At 48.7% G+C, this 18,261-nt stretch carries 21 protein-coding genes and 1 pseudogene; 10 read left to right on the top strand and 12 right to left on the bottom strand.

The features are described from left to right. Nucleotides 1–8 precede the first annotated feature (8 nt). Genes FGL10_RS09530 through FGL10_RS09525 form a run of 3 tightly spaced genes read right to left on the bottom strand, consistent with a single transcriptional unit; the run spans nt 9 to nt 1,604 of the window. Nucleotides 9–902 carry a patatin-like phospholipase family protein gene (locus FGL10_RS09530; protein ID WP_169740413.1) on the bottom strand — a complete coding sequence of 298 codons (894 nt, stop codon included), beginning with the start codon at nt 900–902 and terminating at the stop codon, nt 9–11. A 30-nt stretch (nt 903–932) separates the two neighbouring features. Next, nucleotides 933–1,103: a hypothetical protein gene (locus FGL10_RS12160; protein WP_169740412.1), complete on the bottom strand. Its 171-nt coding sequence runs from the start codon at nt 1,101–1,103 to the stop codon at nt 933–935. 12 nt (nt 1,104–1,115) lie between these two features. Further along, nucleotides 1,116–1,604: an Imm26 family immunity protein gene (locus tag FGL10_RS09525; protein ID WP_003710759.1), complete on the bottom strand. Its 489-nt coding sequence runs from the start codon at nt 1,602–1,604 to the stop codon at nt 1,116–1,118. 273 nt (nt 1,605–1,877) lie between these two features. On the opposite strand from FGL10_RS09525, the gene FGL10_RS09520 reads away from it, so the two are divergent. The 7 genes from FGL10_RS09520 to FGL10_RS09485 all read left to right on the top strand — a co-directional run bounded on the left by FGL10_RS09520 (nt 1,878) and on the right by FGL10_RS09485 (nt 5,869). After that, on the top strand, nt 1,878–2,327 hold the full coding sequence (locus FGL10_RS09520) for an HvfX family Cu-binding RiPP maturation protein (protein WP_003710760.1): 450 nt from the start codon (nt 1,878–1,880) through the stop codon (nt 2,325–2,327). A gap of 73 nt (nt 2,328–2,400) precedes the next feature. Then, the gene (locus tag FGL10_RS09515; protein WP_003688122.1) at nt 2,401–2,709 is read left to right on the top strand and encodes an HvfA family oxazolone/thioamide-modified RiPP metallophore; all 309 of its coding nucleotides are present in this window, start codon (nt 2,401–2,403) and stop codon (nt 2,707–2,709) included. 117 nt (nt 2,710–2,826) lie between these two features. After that, on the top strand, nt 2,827–3,669 hold the full coding sequence (locus FGL10_RS09510; RefSeq protein WP_003710761.1) for an HvfB family MNIO-type RiPP peptide maturase: 843 nt from the start codon (nt 2,827–2,829) through the stop codon (nt 3,667–3,669). After that, entirely contained in the window at nt 3,659–4,405 is a 747-nt protein-coding gene (locus tag FGL10_RS09505) for an HvfC family RiPP maturation protein (RefSeq protein ID WP_003710762.1), read from the top strand. Before FGL10_RS09510 ends, FGL10_RS09505 begins: the two co-directional genes overlap by 11 nt. A 21-nt stretch (nt 4,406–4,426) precedes the next feature. Further along, a complete protein-coding gene (locus tag FGL10_RS09500) occupies nt 4,427–5,014 on the top strand; it encodes a sigma-70 family RNA polymerase sigma factor (RefSeq protein ID WP_003710763.1) in 588 nt (195 codons plus the stop codon). Nucleotides 5,015–5,019: 5 nt separating this feature from the next. Next, entirely contained in the window at nt 5,020–5,199 is a 180-nt protein-coding gene (locus tag FGL10_RS09495) for a zf-HC2 domain-containing protein (protein WP_003710764.1), read from the top strand. Nucleotides 5,200–5,428: 229 nt separating this feature from the next. Continuing rightward, a complete protein-coding gene (locus FGL10_RS09485; RefSeq protein ID WP_003710766.1) occupies nt 5,429–5,869 on the top strand; it encodes a surface-adhesin E family protein in 441 nt (146 codons plus the stop codon). A gap of 166 nt (nt 5,870–6,035) precedes the next feature. Here the strand turns inward: FGL10_RS09485 and FGL10_RS09480 are convergent, their stop codons facing one another. From FGL10_RS09480 to purD, 3 genes are read right to left on the bottom strand one after another with little or no spacing between them, the layout of a single operon-like run. Further along, complete coding sequence (locus FGL10_RS09480) at nt 6,036–6,551, bottom strand: hypothetical protein (RefSeq protein ID WP_003710767.1); 516 nt, start codon at nt 6,549–6,551, stop codon at nt 6,036–6,038. Nucleotides 6,552–6,565: 14 nt separating this feature from the next. Further along, on the bottom strand, nt 6,566–7,168 hold the full coding sequence (locus FGL10_RS09475; protein WP_171007436.1) for an L-threonylcarbamoyladenylate synthase: 603 nt from the start codon (nt 7,166–7,168) through the stop codon (nt 6,566–6,568). A 31-nt stretch (nt 7,169–7,199) separates the two neighbouring features. Beyond that, nucleotides 7,200–8,471: a phosphoribosylamine--glycine ligase gene (purD, locus tag FGL10_RS09470; RefSeq protein ID WP_036470256.1), complete on the bottom strand. Its 1,272-nt coding sequence runs from the start codon at nt 8,469–8,471 to the stop codon at nt 7,200–7,202. A gap of 158 nt (nt 8,472–8,629) precedes the next feature. On the opposite strand from purD, the pseudogene FGL10_RS09465 reads away from it, so the two are divergent. After that, nucleotides 8,630–8,946, top strand: a pseudogene (locus FGL10_RS09465) (DUF4298 domain-containing protein). 53 nt (nt 8,947–8,999) lie between these two features. Here the strand turns inward: FGL10_RS09465 and FGL10_RS09460 are convergent. The 5 genes from FGL10_RS09460 to FGL10_RS09440 form a co-directional block, all read right to left on the bottom strand. After that, complete coding sequence (locus tag FGL10_RS09460) at nt 9,000–9,611, bottom strand: IMPACT family protein (protein WP_003710771.1); 612 nt, start codon at nt 9,609–9,611, stop codon at nt 9,000–9,002. A gap of 62 nt (nt 9,612–9,673) precedes the next feature. Beyond that, nucleotides 9,674–10,609, bottom strand: a complete 936-nt coding sequence (locus FGL10_RS09455; RefSeq protein WP_003710773.1) for an electron transfer flavoprotein subunit alpha/FixB family protein — start codon at nt 10,607–10,609, stop codon at nt 9,674–9,676. Nucleotides 10,610–10,619: 10 nt separating this feature from the next. Next, nucleotides 10,620–11,369, bottom strand: coding sequence for an electron transfer flavoprotein subunit beta/FixA family protein (locus FGL10_RS09450; protein WP_003710776.1), 750 nt, complete (start codon nt 11,367–11,369; stop codon nt 10,620–10,622). Nucleotides 11,370–11,559: 190 nt separating this feature from the next. Continuing rightward, complete coding sequence (waaC, locus tag FGL10_RS09445) at nt 11,560–12,558, bottom strand: lipopolysaccharide heptosyltransferase I (protein WP_003710778.1); 999 nt, start codon at nt 12,556–12,558, stop codon at nt 11,560–11,562. A gap of 39 nt (nt 12,559–12,597) precedes the next feature. After that, entirely contained in the window at nt 12,598–13,233 is a 636-nt protein-coding gene (locus tag FGL10_RS09440) for a nicotinamidase (RefSeq protein WP_138251451.1), read from the bottom strand. Between the two features lie 113 nt (nt 13,234–13,346). Here FGL10_RS09440 and tsaA point away from each other — a divergent pair, with 113 nt between their 5' ends. Continuing rightward, the gene (gene tsaA / locus FGL10_RS09435; protein ID WP_003710782.1) at nt 13,347–14,027 is read left to right on the top strand and encodes a tRNA (N6-threonylcarbamoyladenosine(37)-N6)-methyltransferase TrmO; all 681 of its coding nucleotides are present in this window, start codon (nt 13,347–13,349) and stop codon (nt 14,025–14,027) included. Between the two features lie 152 nt (nt 14,028–14,179). Here tsaA and gap read toward each other — a convergent pair whose 3' ends face one another. Next, on the bottom strand, nt 14,180–15,184 hold the full coding sequence (gap, locus tag FGL10_RS09430) for a type I glyceraldehyde-3-phosphate dehydrogenase (protein ID WP_003710785.1): 1,005 nt from the start codon (nt 15,182–15,184) through the stop codon (nt 14,180–14,182). 432 nt (nt 15,185–15,616) lie between these two features. Here gap and mutS point away from each other — a divergent pair, with 432 nt between their 5' ends. Beyond that, nucleotides 15,617–18,214: a DNA mismatch repair protein MutS gene (mutS, locus tag FGL10_RS09425; RefSeq protein ID WP_003710788.1), complete on the top strand. Its 2,598-nt coding sequence runs from the start codon at nt 15,617–15,619 to the stop codon at nt 18,212–18,214. The last annotated feature ends 47 nt before the right edge of the window (nt 18,215–18,261 follow it).

The raw sequence follows: 18,261 nt of genomic DNA, 5'->3' as shown, positions 1-18,261 counted from the left end.
GCATAGCGTCAATAACGGTATGCCGCTAGTTTGCGTTTGATTTCAGGCAATGCGGCACGTGCGGCCTCCTCGCCCAACCGGATGGCGCGTTTTTTCTGATCGAATCCGCCGACTGCACCCAAATCCAAAACCTGCGGTTTGATAACCACATCCGCCTGCCCCAACTCATTTTGCAACGCGGAAACGCTCATCACGTTCAGCGTCTGATCGAGATAAGAGAAGAAACCTTGACCGACATTTTTGCTCGGACGTGCGGAAATATCGACAGCAATCACGAAATTCGCCCCCTGCCGCCTGGCCGAACTGACAGGGACAGGCTGAGACAGGCCGCCGTCAACATATGTATGCCCGCTGATGATAACAGGTTGGAACACATTGGGAATGGCTGCGGAAGCACGAACCGCCTGCCCGGCATTCCCCTGATTGAAAGCGGCGGCCTTGCCGGTTTCAAAATTAGTGGCAACGGCGGCAAATTTGATGGGAAACTGCTGAATCTGCCTGCCGCCGACTTTTCGGTTGATGTAATTTTGCAGCTTTTCGCCTTTGATAAAACCACTGGTGGACAAGGTTAAATCGACTAAATCGGTTTTACCTAAAATTTCGGCTTCCAATTCGAGGCGGTCGGGCGACATACCCGATGCAAAAAGGCTGCCGACTATCGAACCTGCCGATGTGCCGGTTACTACTTTTACAGGAATACCGTTTTCTTTCAAAACCTTAATAATGCCTATATGGGCAAATCCTTTAGATGCGCCGCCACCGAGAGCCAAACCGACCACTGCGGCGGGTTTGGCGGTTTGCACCGGCTTGCGGGCGGCATTGTTTCCCGCCGTACCGCAGGCGGCAAGCAACGCGGCGGCGGCGATTGCCAAAAGTGGTCTGATTTTTGAAAACGTTACCATATTTTCCATTCCTTTATATATCGCATCCTGTCAAAGGGGGATTGCTTTTCTTAACAACCACCTTTGACAGCCAAGCGAAAGGGGCTTTGTTAAGTCATCATCAAAATTAATATTTTCTTTTTTTCCTTTACGGAAATTGTAATTGTTGGGGTTATATGAATGATCGAAGCCACCATCAATAGTTTCATTTTCCAGCGACATAGGCCGTTGCCCCTATAAATACTGAGATGGCAAAGGAAATATGCCTTCACTTTCTGGATAATTTTCCACATTACTAGACAGCCAGAGTTCAAAGATTTTGTAATCGTCAAAGAAACCAAATATATACCCTCGCTTTAGTAAGTCTATATAATCTTTTTGAGAAACTACCAAAGGATTTCCGTTTCTTATTACTCTTGATTGTCTAATAAAAAGTTCTTTATTGTATGATAAGAAAATCGCTAAATCTGGATATATTATATTTTCTTTCTCTAAATCAACTTGCCCTATCAGTTTCCAAATCTTCTTTCTTATGGCTGTTTCTATACAGGCTTTATAAGTCTTAAACCCAACAGAAAGAAGCTCATCCATATTGGCTGTCTTTTCCGAGAGATAATCAAAAATACCAAACTCGTATTGCCTCACCCTACATATGTAAGCAAATTTCCCATTTGGGAGCGAGATTTCATAGATTTTTCCGTATTTTTTTACACCCTTATCCATATTGATTATTTTTAATGTGATTTATTTGATAAATTATCATCGAGTAGTCCCGTTTTGTTGTTGTCGGGATTAACATTTGAAAGCATACCGTCCAAGGCGGGAATTATCTCACAACACCGCCGTTATCCAAATATCCCACCTTTTTCCCTTTCTTTCCGTCAAAATACTTTCTTTTTATATTCATTAACTTGTTAAATTATTGGCTGCCGGGTGTCAGTTTTTCCGACAAAATCCGTCTAATGGGGTATCAACAGAACCAAAATAGGAACACTTATGAAAATCGGAACAACTTGGCAGACGGCATCCGCTATGCTGGTTTTGCGTCTGTTTGCCGCATATGAATTTTTGGAATCGGGTTTGCAAAAATGGAACGGGGAGAATTGGTTTTCCGAAATCAACGATCAATTTCCATTCCCGTTCAACTTGCTGCCGGACGCGTTAAACTGGAATCTCGCGATGTATGCGGAGCTTTTGCTGCCCGTACTGTTGCTTTTGGGTTTGGCAACGCGCCTGTCGGCATTGGGGCTGATGGTCGTTACCGCCGTCGCCTGGGCTGCGGTTCACGCCGGTTCGGGTTACAATGTCTGCGACAACGGTTATAAAATGGCTTTAATTTATATCGTGGTATTAATCCCGCTGCTTTTGCAGGGTGCGGGCGGATGGTCGCTGGATACGCTGCTGAAAAAACGGTTTTGCCCCCGATGCCGTCTGAAACAAGATTGATTCAGTCGTGGAATCTGACTTTAAACATTCCAACCTTATCTCGTTAACTTGATATTCTGAAAAGGAAATAGAAATGAACAAAAACATTGCTGCCGCACTCGCCGGTGCTTTATCCCTGTCTTTGGCCGCCGGTGCCGTTGCCGCCGACAAACCGGCAAGCAACGCAACAGGCGTTCAAAAATCCGCCCAAGGCTCTTGCGGCGCGTCCAAATCTGCCGAAGGTTCGTGCGGCGCGGCTGCTTCTAAAGCAGGAGAAGGCAAATGCGGCGAGGGCAAATGCGGTGCAACCGTAAAAAAAGCCCACAAACACACCAAAGCATCTAAAGCCAAAGCCAAATCTGCCGAAGGCAAATGCGGCGAAGGCAAATGCGGTTCTAAATAATCCCACCCCTTCAAACCAAGCCGCGTTTTTCAGTAAAATGCGGCTTTTTTAACGGCAAACAAAGATTTTTTTAAACAAGCACATTATTCTTTTGTGCCATCCGAACCGGGTAAAAATATGATTCAACACGCAGGCTTAGGCTACCGCCGCGACTTGGCGGAAGACTTTCTTTCACTTTCAGACGACAGCCCGATACGCTTTATTGAAGCTGCCCCCGAAAACTGGCTGAAAATGGGCGGCAGGGCGCGCAAACAGTTTGACCGCGTAGCGGAACGGCTGCCGCTGGCGTTGCACGGATTGTCTATGTCGCTGGGCGGGCAAGCCCCGCTGGATACTGATTTGATAGATGGCATCAAAGAAATGATGCGCCGTTACGATTGCACGTTTTTCTCCGATCATTTGAGCTACTGCCACGACGGCGGTCATCTTTACGATTTGTTGCCGCTGCCCTTCACTGAAGAAATGGTGCATCATACGGCACGGCGTATCCGCGAAGTGCAAGACCGTTTGGGCTGCCGCATCGCTGTAGAAAACACGTCCTACTACCTGCATTCCCCGCTTGCCGAAATGAACGAGGTCGAGTTCCTCAACGCAGTTGCACGCGAGGCCGATTGCGGCATTCATCTGGACGTGAACAATATCTACGTCAACGCCGTCAATCACGGCCTGCTGTCGCCGGAGGCTTTTTTGGAAAACGTTGACGCAGGGCGCGTGTGCTACATCCACATCGCCGGACACGATGCCGAAAATCCCGAATTACTGATTGATACCCACGGGGCGGCAGTTTTGCCGACTGTTTGGGACTTGCTCGAACTTGCCTATGCCAAACTGCCGACGATTCCGCCCACCCTGTTGGAACGCGATTTCAATTTCCCACCTTTTGCCGAACTCGAAGCCGAAGTTGCCAAAATTGCCGACTATCAAACGCGTGCCGGAAAGGAATACCGCCGTGCAGCCTGAAACCTCCGCCCAATACCAGCACCGTTTCGCCCAAGCCATACGCGGGGGCGAAGCCGCAGACGGCCTGCCGCAAGACCGCCTGAACGTCTATATCCGCCTGATACGCAACAATATCCACAGCTTTATCGACCGCTGCTATACCGAAACGCTGCAATACTTTGACAGCGAAGAATGGGGCCGTCTGAAAGAAGGTTTCGTCCGCGATGCGCGCGCCCAAACGCCCTATTTTCAAGAAATCCCCGGCGAGTTCCTACAATATTGCCAAAGCCTGCCGCTTTCAGACGACATTTTGGCACTGATGGATTTTGAATATACCCAATTACTGGCAGAAGTTGCACAAATTCCGGATATTCCCGACATTCATTATTCAAATCACAGCAAATACACGCCCTCCCCTGCGGCCTTTATCCGGCAATATCGATATGATGTTACCGATGATTTGCAGGAAGCGGAAACAGCCTTGTTAATATGGCGAAATGCCGAAGATGATGTGATGTACCAAACATTGGACGGCTTCGATATGATGCTGCTGGAGATAATGGGTTCCTCCGCGCTTTCGTTTGACACCCTCGCCCAAACCCTTGTCGAATTTATGCCCGAAGCCGATAATTGGAAAAATATTTTGCTTGGTAAATGGTCAGGTTGGATTGAACAAAGGATTATCATCCCCTCCCTGTCCGCCATATCCGAAAATATGGAAGGCAATTCCCCGGACCAAAACCATCTATCCGCATAAAATTACCTTGTTCCCGATACTATGCCGCTACCCGACCTGACCGATGCCGAATTAATGGAGTCGCGCAAACTGCTTCTGCATTTTGCGCGGCTCCAGTTGCCCGACCACCCTGATTTGGCTGAAGATTTAGTGCAGGAAACATTGCTGTCCGCATACAGCGCAGGCGACAGTTTTCAAGGCAGGGCGCTTGTCAACAGCTGGCTTTTTGCCATATTGAAAAACAAAATTATTGACGCATTACGTCAAATCGGGAGGCAGAGGAAAGTCTTTACCGCACTGGATGACGAGCTGCTGGATGAAGCATTTGAAAGCCATTTTTCCCAAAACGGGCATTGGACGCCGGAAGGGCAGCCGCAACATTGGAACACTCCGGAAAAATCATTAAATAACAACGAATTTCAAAAAATTCTGCAAAGCTGCCTATACAACCTGCCTGAAAACACCGCACGGGTATTTACCCTGAAGGAAATACTCGGTTTTTCATCCGGCGAAATACAACAAATGTGCGGTATCAGCACGGCCAACTACCACACCATTATGCACCGCGCCCGAGAATCATTGCGCCAATGCCTGCAAATCAAATGGTTCAACCAAAAAAACCTGAAGTAAACGTTATGAAAAAATGCCGCGATATTGCCCTGCTTCTTTCCAAACATCAGGAACGGGAAACCACCCCGGGCGAGAAGATTTCCATATATATGCACCTGCTGTTCTGCCCGCATTGCCGGGAATATAAAAGACAGCTTCAAACCATCAAAATATCACTGGCAAAAACAACCAGAACTTCAAAATAAATGCCGTCTGAAAGGGCTTCAGACGGCATAAGCTGACGGAAACAAATCAAACCGATTTACTGTTATCGGCAGTTCATCCATAATACACGCTTCAAAAGCAGCATATTCCCATACGGAATGTATAAATACGCAAAACACGAAGGCTGCATCAATTTGCCATATTTGCCTCATTTCACAGACGACACTACCCCTCCCGCCCAACCCGTTCTTTCTGAATGAGCAGATTTCAATGATTAAGGAAACCCCAATGCGCCCAATCTTCCTATCTTTCGTTTTACTTCCTATATTGCTAACCGCCTGCAGCACACCGGACAAGTCTGCCCGATGGGAAAATATCGGCACAATCTCAAACGGCAATATTCATACATATATCAATAAAGACAGCGTGAGAAAAAACGGAAATCTGATGATTTTCCAAGATAAAAAAGTTGTGACCAATCTAAAACAAGAACGTTTTGCCAACACCCCCGCATACAAGACTGCCATTGCCGAGTGGGAAATCCACTGCAACAACAAAACATACCGCTTAAGTTCGCTACAGTTGTTTGATACAAAAAACACAGAAATTTCCACACAAAGCTACACAGCCTCTTCCCTCCGCCCGATGAGCATCCTGTCTGGGACATTAACCGAAAAACAATATGAAACCGTATGCGGAAAAAAACTCTGATTGTAACTTATACACAAACTTATCCACAAGCCTTATCATAAAAATGCCGTCTGAAATACTGAAATATCCGCATTTCAGACGGCATTTTGCCATTTTCCTGAAAAGTTACCCCAAAAATTATCCACATTATTTTTTCAAACCGGCTTCCATCCGAAATATAAACTTGCTATACAATTTCATTATCCAAACGTAAATTGTTCCATTGATACACAAAACTGCTTGCCCCCATAATTTTGATAAAGCATTTTTTGCATTCCCGGCTTCGTCCCGTAACCAACACAGCCTCTAAAAAATAATCGCTTGTTTTGACACCGATACACTCATACAAATACAGAAATTCAAGAAAATAGCCTTGTGTATTGACCATCTCAAGCAATTCAGAAAAATCAAGAAATTTTCTGACTGTAAACAAACGTTTCCCTAAAAAAACGATGTCTTCAAAAATATCGACCAAATAATCATCTTCGGCGTTTTCATTTTCATGGGTTAAAACAACACGGGAAAAATCTGTTTTCAGATGCTTGCCCGCTTGATTGTTCGGATTATTGTTCAGAACGACAAAACCGTCCTCAAAATCAAAGCAGACGTTGCGTCCTTCTACCTTTATCTCTGTGCAATAACAATCATGTAGAGAAATACCATCCGAAAAATTTTTTCTTTGCGTATGCAAAAAAGTTTTCATTCAAGCCCCCATATCTAACGCAAACGTTTACCTGTTTCCCCGTCGATAATCTGACTCGGCGATTTCTGCCTGCCGATTCTCCCGCCGACAATCCACACATCGCGTCCGAACTGCCTTCTGACTTCCCTCTCCGCCCGACACGCACGTTTGCCCGCCCGATTACATGAAGTGGAAACCAAAGGCATACCCAATGCCTGACACAAACGCCTTGCACCTGCATGATCGGGAATCCTGACCGCCAACTTGCTGCGCTGTTTCCCCCGCAACTCGGGTAATACGCAGGATTTGGCGGATAATAGGAACGTTTTAGGGGCGGGCCATTCTTTTCTAAGCATATCCTGCAGATTTTCAGACGGCATTTGAAGCAAAGGCTGTAATTGTTCAAATTGATTCCCGATGACAATCATCCCCTTATGTTGCGGCCTTTTTTTCAAATGCGCCAACTTACCGAGTGCTTTGGCTAATGTCGGAAGACACCCCAAACCATAACAAGATTCGGTCGGATAGGCGACCAAACCGCCTTTTTTCAAATAAACGCTTAACTTACGTTGCGCTGATGCTGCGATAATTCTCGGAAATAACATAATATAAAATGCCGTCTGAAGCGTATCAGTCACTTGGCTTCAGACGGCATCATCCTCTTTCTAATTAACGGTTAATCGCTTTATCGGCAATGTCTTTACGGTATTGCATCCCGTCAAAGCTGATTTTTTCCAATGCGTCATACGCCTTGGCTTTGGCTTGCGCCACATCGTCGCCCAATCCTACGACACACAATACTCGTCCGCCGTTGGTCAATACGTCGCCTTTCCCGTTTGCCGTTGTACCTGCGTGGAAAACTTTGCCGATTTGGTTGGCGGCATCCAGACCAGAAATAACATCGCCTTTTTTAGGCGTTTCAGGATAATTTTGTGCCGCCAGCACCACGCCTACGGCAGTTTGCGGGTTCCATTCTGCGGTTACACTATCGAGTTTGCCGTCTATTGCCGCTTCGACCAAATCCGCCAAGTCGCTGTTCAGGCGGCTCATAATCGGCTGAGTTTCGGGATCGCCGAAACGGCAGTTAAACTCAATCGTATAGGGTGCTCCGCTTTGATCGATCATCAAACCTGCGTACAGGAAACCGGTGAACTCATATCCTTCCGCTTTCATCCCCGCTACGGTCGGCAAAATAATCTCGTTCATCGCGCGCTCGTACACAGCAGGCGTTACCACGGGCGCGGGACTGTACGCACCCATACCGCCCGTATTCGGGCCTTTATCGCCGTCCAAGAGACGTTTGTGGTCTTGGCTGGTCGCCATAGGCAACACATGATTGCCATCAACCATGACGATAAAGCTCGCTTCTTCGCCTCGCAGAAAATCTTCAATCACAACACGTGCGCCGGCATTGCCCATTTTGTTGCCCAGCAGCATATCGTCAATCGCAGCATGCGCTTCATCCAAAGTCATCGCCACAATCACGCCTTTACCTGCCGCCAAACCATCGGCTTTGATAACGATAGGCGCACCTTTCTGATTGACGTAATCGTGTGCAGCATCGGCATTTTCAAAGGTTTGGTATTGCGCGGTCGGGATATTGTATTTCGCCATAAATGCTTTGGCGAAATCTTTAGAACTTTCCAACTGCGCTGCATATTGTGTCGGACCAAATATTTTTAGCCCCGCGGCACGAAAATCATCCACAATACCTGCCGCCAAAGGTGCTTCAGGGCCAACGACGGTAAAAGTAATATTTTCTTTACGACAGAATTCAATCAAATCCTGATGCGCAGTCAAGGCGACGTTTTGGAGCTTGGGTTCAATCGCCGTACCGGCATTACCGGGCGCAACAAATACCGTTTCCACTTTGGGCGACTGCGCCAATTTCCAAGCCAGCGCGTGTTCGCGACCGCCATTACCGATAACCAGCAGTTTCATGCCATCTCCTTGACAAATATATACTTTTAACAAAAACTCAACATAAAGGGACTTTTGTCCCGTTTGAATAAATTTTAGTGGAATCAAACAAAGACCGCTTCATTCCACTATGCCAATCTATTTAACTTATCCACAAAATTGAAAAAGGACAAGCAACCATGCAAAAACGTATTGATGAAATCCAAAGCAAATACCGCGAATGGTGTCATTTACTACCGCAATTAGAAGAAGACATCCGGCGTTGGAAACATGCCGCCGCTTTGATTCGCGATATGGACAATTTCTATACCCACGAATATCAGGCGTGTCATCAGGCTATTGAAGACGGGGCAGAACTAGATTTGCGTACGGAAGGCGAATACAGCATTATGAGGAAGATGCGTTATGGAACGCGCTGGGCGAATCCCATCAATCGGCTTGGCTATATTTACGCTCCAGCGTCGATGCCTTAGACAGATATATGCAAGAAGATTAATGAGCGAAGAGGTCGTCTGGAAACCCTAAGATATGGGTTTTCAGACGACCTTTTCATTCAAAAGGCTTTTCCGTATCTACTTCAATCTGCCGTGTATTCTTCCAAGCTGCAACACAGACTTCATAATTCGCCAACGACAAACTTACCGTCAATCGGCAATCCAACTGTAAATCCTGCTCCAATATACCCGCCTGATATTGTTTGGCAATGCGTATCGCTTCATTCAAAAACGGATATTCACATTTCAGCCAAACGGTTTTTTCAATATTCTTTTCAACTACTTCTGCAACTGCCAACACTTGAGCCGTCGCCTCTTTATACGCATATATCAGACCTGGAACACCCAATAAAGTACCACCGAAATAGCGCACGACCACAACCAAAACATCGGTGATACCTACCGAATCAATCTGCCCCAAAATCGGCCGACCCGCGCTTCCTGACGGTTCTCCATCATCGTTGGCGCGAAATTGCATGCCATCCACACCCAAACGATAGGCATAGCACCAGTGTCGCGCTTTATGATGCTCTTCCTTTAACGGATCGAGGTATTTTTTCACGTCAGCCAATGTCCGAATCGGATAGGCAAATGCGATAAAACGGCTGCCTTTATCTTTAAACTCAGCCCGCGTCGGGGAAGTAATGGTTTTATAAGTCGTAATCATACTGAAATGTTTTCAGACGACCTCATTAATAATAAGGTCGTCTGAACGTTTCACGTGAAACATCAATTTTTCAATGCTTCTGTTAATTGCGGGACGATTTCGAATAAATCGCCAACCAATCCGTAATCAGCTACATTGAAAATCGGCGCATCGGCATCTTTATTGATTGCGACAATCACTTTACTGTCTTGCATACCGGCAACATGTTGAATCGCACCTGAAATACCGATTGCAAAATACAGCTGTGGCGCAACCACCTTACCGGTTTGTCCGACTTGAGCATCGTTTGGCGCATATTCGGCATCCACTGCCGCACGGGATGCACCGATTGCCGCACCCAAAACATCCGCCAACGGTGTCAGCACTTCATTAAATTTCTCCGCACTACCCAGCGCACGACCGCCGGAAACAATCACTTTTGCCTGAGTCAACTCAGGACGATCGGAATGGGAAAGCTGGCGGTTCACAAAACGGCTCAGGTTTTGAGCAGGGGTTGCTTCAACATTAATTGCTTCAGCGTTACCACCTTGCGCAGGAGCTGCATCAAAAGCCGTCGCACGAAAAGTCAGCACCAATTTTTCCGAATCAGCCCGCACGGTTTCAAATGCATTCCCTGCGTAAATCGGGCGTACAAAAGTCGTGTTATCCACAATCTCGGTCAAGTCGGAAATTTGCGGTACGTCTAATAAGGCGGCTACACGGGGCAAAAGGTTTTTACCAAATGTGGTTGCCGTTGCTGCAACATGGCGGTAATCCGCTGCCAATTTGACAACCAACGGAGCCAGTTCTTCAGCCAAACCTTCGGCATAATAGGCAGCATCTGCAACCAAAACTTTTTCCACACCCGCTACTTGCTTCGCGGATTCCACTACGGCCGATGCATCGCTTCCGGCAACCAATAAATCGACTTTGCCCATTTTGGCGGCAGCAGTAACAGCATGCAAAGTGGCAGGATTCAACTGTTTGTTGTCGTGTTCGGCAATAATCAATACGCTCATTTCAGTCTCCTCAAATCACTTTGGCTTCGTTTTTCAATTTTTCAACCAATTCGGCAACGCTTGCTACTTTTACGCCTGCCTGACGCGCTTTAGGCTCGGCGAATTTCACCGTTTTCAGACGAGGTGAAATGTCGGTAACCAAATCGGCAGGAGTTAGTTTTTCCAGAGGTTTTTTCTTTGCCGCCATAATATTGGGGAGTTTGACAAAGCGCGGCTCGTTCAAACGCAAATCAGCACTGATAACAGCAGGCAGTTTCAATGCAATGGTTTCTTCGCCGCCATCGATTTCGCGCACAATCTGCACTTCGTCACTTTCAATTTGTACCTTTGAAGCAAACGTACCTTGCGCCGCATTCAACAAAGCTGCCAGCATTTGCGCCACTTGGTTGGCATCATCATCGATTGCCTGTTTACCCAAAAAGAAAATTTGCGGATTTTCTTTGTCCGCAACAGCTTTCAGCAGCTTGGCAACTGCCAGCGGCTCCAATTTTGCATCGGTTTCAACATGAATGGCACGATCGGCACCCATCGCCAAAGCGGTACGCAAGGTTTCTTCGCATTTTTTTCCACCCAAAGAAACCGCTACGATTTCGCTCACTTTTCCGGCTTCTTTTAGTCGGACGGCTTCTTCCACAGCAATTTCGTCAAACGGATTCATCGACATTTTGACATTACCGATATCTACATCCGAACCATCGGCTTTTACACGAACTTTGACGTTGTAGTCCACTACGCGCTTTACCGCGACCAGTGCTTTCATTGAATTCTCCCAAAAGAACGTTGCTTTCCATTCAGCGAAACCAAACCTTCTTTCCTATAAAACCAAATCCGCTTTCCTTAAAAACGAATTTATTTAAAAATCTTCCGGATAATACTTGCCGATTATATTATTTTAAAGTATTTACTCAGACCGGCAGGTATACATTCCCACACTCGATAAATTGGAAGCATCACCCCGCCATTTCAGTTTCAGACGGCATCCGAACCTTATCGGCAGCCACGCAATCCATTAATGTTTGATAAACCAAATCCGCAGTCGGAATCTGCCCGATATTGCCCAAATTTTTTGCAACAGCCGAAACCTGAACACCTGTTTTAATCGGATCGGTATCAGTATAAATACCGACCACAGGTTTTTCCAAAGCATTTGCCAAATGCAGCAAACCAGTATCCACGCCGACAATTCCGACCGCCTGCTTCAACAGATACGCCGCCTGCAACAAATTCATTTTATCGCACACAATGGCAAAAGGCAGCCCATCTGCAATCTGTTCCGCACGCGCCTTTTCAGTCTCGTTTCCCCAAGGCAGGTAAACGTTGCATTGTTGTTCTTCATTTAATTTTTGCAGCAACACTCGCCAATTTTCCATAGACCATAACTTACTGTCCCGGCTGGTCGCATGTAAAGCAACATAATACGGTTGCTCTAAGTTTTTCAGACAACCTACTTCGGGAACAGTCAAACCGAATACCTGCGTTTCAGGCATCACATACTCAAACACTTGGGCAAACAACTCACGGTTGCGCCAAACGGCATTTTTACCTTTGGGTACAGCGTATGTTTTCACATACGCCAAAGCAGCCCATCCCTCGCGCGCACTGTGTTTATCCAAACCATAAATAGGGGATTTTGCCATTTTGGCGAAACACGCGCTTTTAATCAGACCCTGACTGTCCAATACGAAATCAAATGCTTCCTGCCGCAAAGTCTGTTTCAGACGACCTATTTCATGCCAAGTTTCAGACTGAAAGAGATGTTTGCGCCATTGCCGCCATTTCATTACATGGATTTTTTTCACAAACGGATGCAGGCGCACAATATCGGCAAATCCGGCTTCACACAACCAATGAAGTTCCACACTGGAGTATTGGCGCGCCAAATCTTCGATTGCGGGCAAAGTGTGAATTAAATCGCCCATACTGGACAAGCGGACAAGCAAAATTTTCATACTTTAGAAAGGGAGGGTTTCACGTGAAACAATTATAAGTTATTGATTGTTGATATAATTTTTAATTTCTTCAGCGTTTTTTAAGATAATTGCACCGGCAGAACGCATTTCCTGCCATGCCGCTTTAATAGTTTCCGGCGCAATACCCCGACAAGCCGCCTCATTGACGACAACCTGCCAACAACCACCTTCAAGTAACTGTAAAACCGTTGTTTTCACACAATAATCTGTAGCCAAGCTGCCGACAATGACCGTATCCGTATTTTGACAGCACAGCCATTCAATCAACCCTGTGCTCAGTTTTTCCTCAATATCGTGAAAACACGCGCCGTAAGGATGTAATTCGGGATCAACGCCTTTCCAAACGCAATAATCGTATTCTTTGGCAGAAGGCAGCCCATCCAACAATTCATAGCCTCGCGTACCAACCATCGCATGAGCCACCCAAGTCAAATCCGCATCGGGCAAACCTGTCGGTTTCAACATATCAATAGGGTTATCCACAAGCCATTTTGCCGCCATATGATGCGCATCTTTCGTCATCACACGCAAATCCGCCAAAGCGGCTTGGGCATTCAACTCCTCGACAATCAGATGCCCCTCGTTCACAGGCAGCTCGTCAGGACACAAAGGCGTAAAAGTTTTTTGTGCATCAACATCAATGGAAACAATCATCTCATCATTTCAACACGATTAAAATGCCCTGTATTATAACAAATTACTGCCCGAAAGCGGTAAAACCGGCTGTGATAAGATAAGGTTTTTCCAAAAAACTTATCCACAATCTTATGACTTATACCCTTACCCCCATCGGCACCGCCCGCTCGCCCTACAAACAGAAATTCGGCATCGCCCGCCAGCCCGGTTTGGTCTCCGCCGCAGAAGCCTGCATCGAGCTGAATCCTGAATTTACCGCAGACAGCGTGCGCGGGCTGGAAGATTTCGATTATGTGTGGATAAGTTTTATCTTCCACGGCGTATTGGATGAAGGCTGGGCGCAAATGGTGCGCCCGCCACGGCTCGGCGGCAAACAAAAAATGGGCGTGTTCGCCACGCGCAGCCCCCACCGCCCCAACCATCTCGGACTCTCGCTCCTGAAACTCGAACGCATCGAAACCGGCAAACCCGTCCGCCTCTATTGCAGCGGTGCAGACCTGCTGGACGGCACGCCGATTGTGGACATCAAGCCTTATATCCCCTTTGTCGAATCCAAACCCGATGCTGCATCCGGTTTCGTCAGCGGCAAACCCGTAGAGTTGGAAGTCGTTTGGCAGGAAAACATCGGTGCGGAAAATTTATCTGCAAACACCAAAAAACTCATCATCCAAAGTATTGCCCAAGACCCGCGCCCCGCCTATCAGGATATTCCCGAACGGATTTATGTGATGAATATTGCGGATTACGAAGTCAGGTTTCAAATCGAGGAAAACCGCGCAACCGTTATTGATCTTTCCCTAACCCCGCTTTAAATCGGGCAAAAATCCGGTTTTGCCGCATAGCAGTTGAACAAACGGCTGTTGTTTGTTCGCCATAAGCCGCAATATCAAGTGACAGATAAACAATGCCGTCTGAACACATTGCGCTCAGACGGCATTTACTTATCCACAGGTTTGTTCAAGCCTTAGATTTTGCCTGCAAAGTATTCCAAAGTGCGGACGAGTTGGCAGGTGTAGGACATTTCATTGTCGTACCAGGCAACGGTTTTCACCAGTTGTTTGCCGCCCACGGTCATCACGCGGGTTTGGGTCGCATCGAAGAGCGAGCCGTATTCGATGCCGACAACGTCGGAAGAAACAATTTGATCTTCGTTGTAGCCGTAAGATTCGCTGGCGGCGGCTTTCATCGCGGCGTTGATTTCTTCTTTGGTTACAGGGCGTTCGAGGACGGAAACCAATTCGGTCAGCGAGCCGGTGGCGACGGGGACGCGTTGGGCGGAGCCGTCGAGTTTGCCGTTCAATTCGGGGATAACCAGACCGATGGCTTTGGCGGCACCGGTGCTGTTGGGCACAATATTGAGCGCGGCGGCGCGGGCGCGGCGCAAATCGCCTTTGCGGTGCGGCGCGTCAAGGGGGTTTTGGTCGCCGGTGTAGGCGTGGATGGTGGTCATCAGACCTTCGACCACGCCGAACTCTTTTTGCAGGACTGCCGCCATCGGGGCAAGACAGTTGGTGGTGCAGGAAGCGGCGGAGATGACGGTTTCGCTGCCGTCCAAAATATCTTGGTTCACACCATATACGACGGTTTTCACATCATTGCCGCCGGGGGCGGAAATCACGACTTTGCGCGCGCCGGCACGGATATGGGCTTCGGCTTTGGTTTTGTTGGTAAAGAAGCCGGTGCATTCGAGAACGACATCCACACCCAACTCGCCCCAAGGTAATTCTTCGGGATTCGGATTGGCGAAAACCTTGATTTCTTTGCCGTTTACCACGATGGCATCGTCTTTCAGTTCGGCTGTGCCTTGGAAACGGCCTTGGGTGCTGTCGTATTTGAAAAGGTGCAGCAGCATTTCGGCCGGGGTCAGGTCGTTGACGGCGACGACTTCAATACCGTGGGCTTTTTCAATTTGACGCAATGCGAGGCGGCCGATGCGGCCGAAACCGTTAATCGCTACTTTGATGCTCATATTTTGTCTCCGGGTTGTGAAATAAAGTCCAATGTCTGTATTGTATTCTGAAACAAAATTACATTCCACTATTACATAAAATTACTTGTGCTTTGTTTGATACAGATGAATTTCGTTATTTTAAAACGCACACTCAATATTTGACTTTAAATTTTAATGATGATTTTGATGATTGCCGCCTGTTATGTGTATAAGTAGAAATAGTTTGGGTTTTTCATTAACTTATTGTGAAGATTTTTTGAGTTTAAGAATTGAAGTTGAAGTAGGGCAGAAGTGGATATTTTAGGCTTTTCAATATTTGCTATGGATAACTTTTCCCTTTTCCAAGGTGTGCCGACAGATTTACAAACAAGTTTCCCCCACTCTTTCGCGCCGTCTGAAACAAATCCTTTTTGCTACAATACCGGTCTTCCATATTGATAAGGCAGCCTTATGAGCAAATCCGCCGTTTCCCCGATGATGCAGCAGTATCTCGCCATCAAATCGCAACACGCCGACAAGTTGGTGTTTTACCGTATGGGCGATTTTTACGAATTGTTTTTGGATGATGCGGTGGAAGCGGCGAAGCTGTTGGACATCACCCTGACCACGCGCGGGCAGATGGACGGCGTGCCGATTAAGATGGCGGGCGTGCCGTTTCACGCGGCGGAGCAGTATCTGGCGCGGCTGGTGAAGATGGGCAAAAGCGTGGCGGTGTGCGAACAGGTGGGCGAAGTCGGCGCGGGCAAAGGGCCGGTGGAGCGCAAAGTCGTGCGCATCGTTACGCCCGGTACGCTGACCGACGCGGCGTTTTTGGAAGACAAGGAAACCAACCGCATCGCGGCGGTAAATATAGACAAAAAACACATCGCTATCGCGTGGGCATCTTTGCAAAGCGGCGAATTCAAAACCAAGCTGACGACGGCGGACAAACTCGCTGACGAGCTGGCGCGTTTGCAGGCGGCGGAAATTCTGTTACCCGAAGGCAAAAGCCTGCCTGACGGTTTTCAGGCAAACTTCTCCAACATCACGTGCCTGAACCCGTGGCAGTTTGCCGCCGATGCGGGCGCGAAACTGTTGACCGAATACTTCGGCTGCCAAGACCTGCACGGCTTCGGTTTGGACGGCAAGGAACACGAAGCCGCCGTCGGCGCGGCGGGCGCGCTGCTGAACTACATCCGCCTGACGCAAAACCTGATGCCGCAACACCTCGACGGCATTTCGCTCGAAACCGACAGCCAATATATCGGTATGGATGCCGCCACGCGCCGCAACCTCGAAATCACGCAAACCCTCTCCGGCAAAAAATCGCCGACCCTGTTTTCCATACTCGACGGCTGCGCCACCCATATGGGCAGCCGCCTTTTGGCACTCTGGCTGCACCACCCCTTACGCAGCCGCGCCCACATCCGCGCCCGCCAAGAAGCCGTTGCCGCGCTGGAAAGCCAATACAAGCCTCTCCAATGCCGTCTGAAAAGCATTGCCGACATCGAACGCATCGCCGCCCGCATCGCCGTCGGCAACGCCCGTCCGCGCGACCTCGCCGCCCTGCGCGACAGCCTGTTTGCCCTGTCCGAAATCGAATTGTCCGCCGAGGGCAGCAGTCTCTTAGAAACCTTCAAAGCCATTTTTCCCGAAACCCTGCCCGTCGCCGAAACCCTCAAAGCCGCCGTGATGCCCGAACCCGCCGTCTGGCTCAAAGACGGCGGCGTCATCAACCAAGGTTATTCGGCAGAACTTGACGAATTGCGCCACATCCAAAACCACGGCGACGAATTCCTGCTTGAGCTTGAAGCGCGCGAACGCGAACGTACCGGACTCTCCACCCTCAAAGTCGAGTTCAACCGCGTTCACGGCTTTTACATTGAATTATCCAAAACCCAAGCCGGACAAGCACCCGCCGACTACCAACGCCGCCAGACCCTGAAAAACGCCGAACGCTTCATCACGCCCGAACTCAAAACCTTCGAAGACAAAGTCCTGACCGCGCAAGAGCAGGCATTGGCATTGGAAAAACGCCTGTTTGAAGCCCTGCTGAAAGAAGTTCAGACGGCATTGCCGCAGCTTCAAAAAGCCGCCAAAGCCGCCGCCGCACTCGACGTACTTTCCACGTTTGCCGCCATTGCCGCCGAACACGGCTTCGTCCGCCCCGAGTTTGCCGACTATCCGGTTATCCGCATCGAAAACGGCCGGCATCCCGTCGTCGAACAGCAGGTGCGCCACTTCACCGCCAACCACACCGACCTCAACCACAAACACCGCCTCATTCTGCTTACAGGCCCGAATATGGGCGGCAAATCCACTTATATGCGCCAAGTCGCCCTCATCGTCCTATTGGCGCACACCGGCAGCTTCGTGCCTGCCGATTCCGCCCGAATCGACCCCGTCGATCAAATTTTCACCCGCATCGGCGCATCCGACGATCTCGCCTCCAACCGCTCCACCTTTATGGTCGAAATGAGCGAAACCGCCTGCATCCTCCACCACGCCACCGAACAAAGCCTTGTTTTAATGGACGAAGTCGGACGCGGCACTTCGACTTTTGACGGACTCGCCATCGCCCACGCCGTTGCCGGACACCTGCTGCAAAAAAACAAATCCTTCAGCCTCTTCGCCACCCATTATTTTGAATTGACGCGCCTGCCCGAAACCTGCGCCGCCGCCGTCAATATGCATCTTTCCGCGCTCGAACAGGGGAGGGATATTGTGTTTTTACACCAAATCCAACCCGGTCCCGCCGGCAAAAGCTACGGCATCGCCGTCGCCAAACTCGCCGGCCTGCCCAACCGCGCTTTGAAAGCCGCCCAAAAATATCTGGACGAACTCGAAGCCCAAGCCGCCGACGCACAACCGCAGCTCGATATTTTCAATCTTGCGCAGGAAGGACGGGGCGGTTCGGATGCCGGCACGCCGGCGGACGACGATGCGGGCAGCCGTTCGGACGGCATCCTGACCGAAACATTAAACCGGCTCGACCCGGACAAATTGACCCCGTTGGAAGCCCTGTCCGAGTTGTACAGACTGAAAGAATTGGCCCGGGCATCCTCATAAGGTTTGCGTTCAAGCCGGTTTCCCTTGCAAACGGATGAAATCAACCG

The organism is Neisseria lactamica (genome assembly GCF_901482445.1).
Taxonomy (GTDB): domain Bacteria; phylum Pseudomonadota; class Gammaproteobacteria; order Burkholderiales; family Neisseriaceae; genus Neisseria; species Neisseria lactamica.
This window is presented reverse-complemented; position numbering and strand designations above follow the sequence as displayed.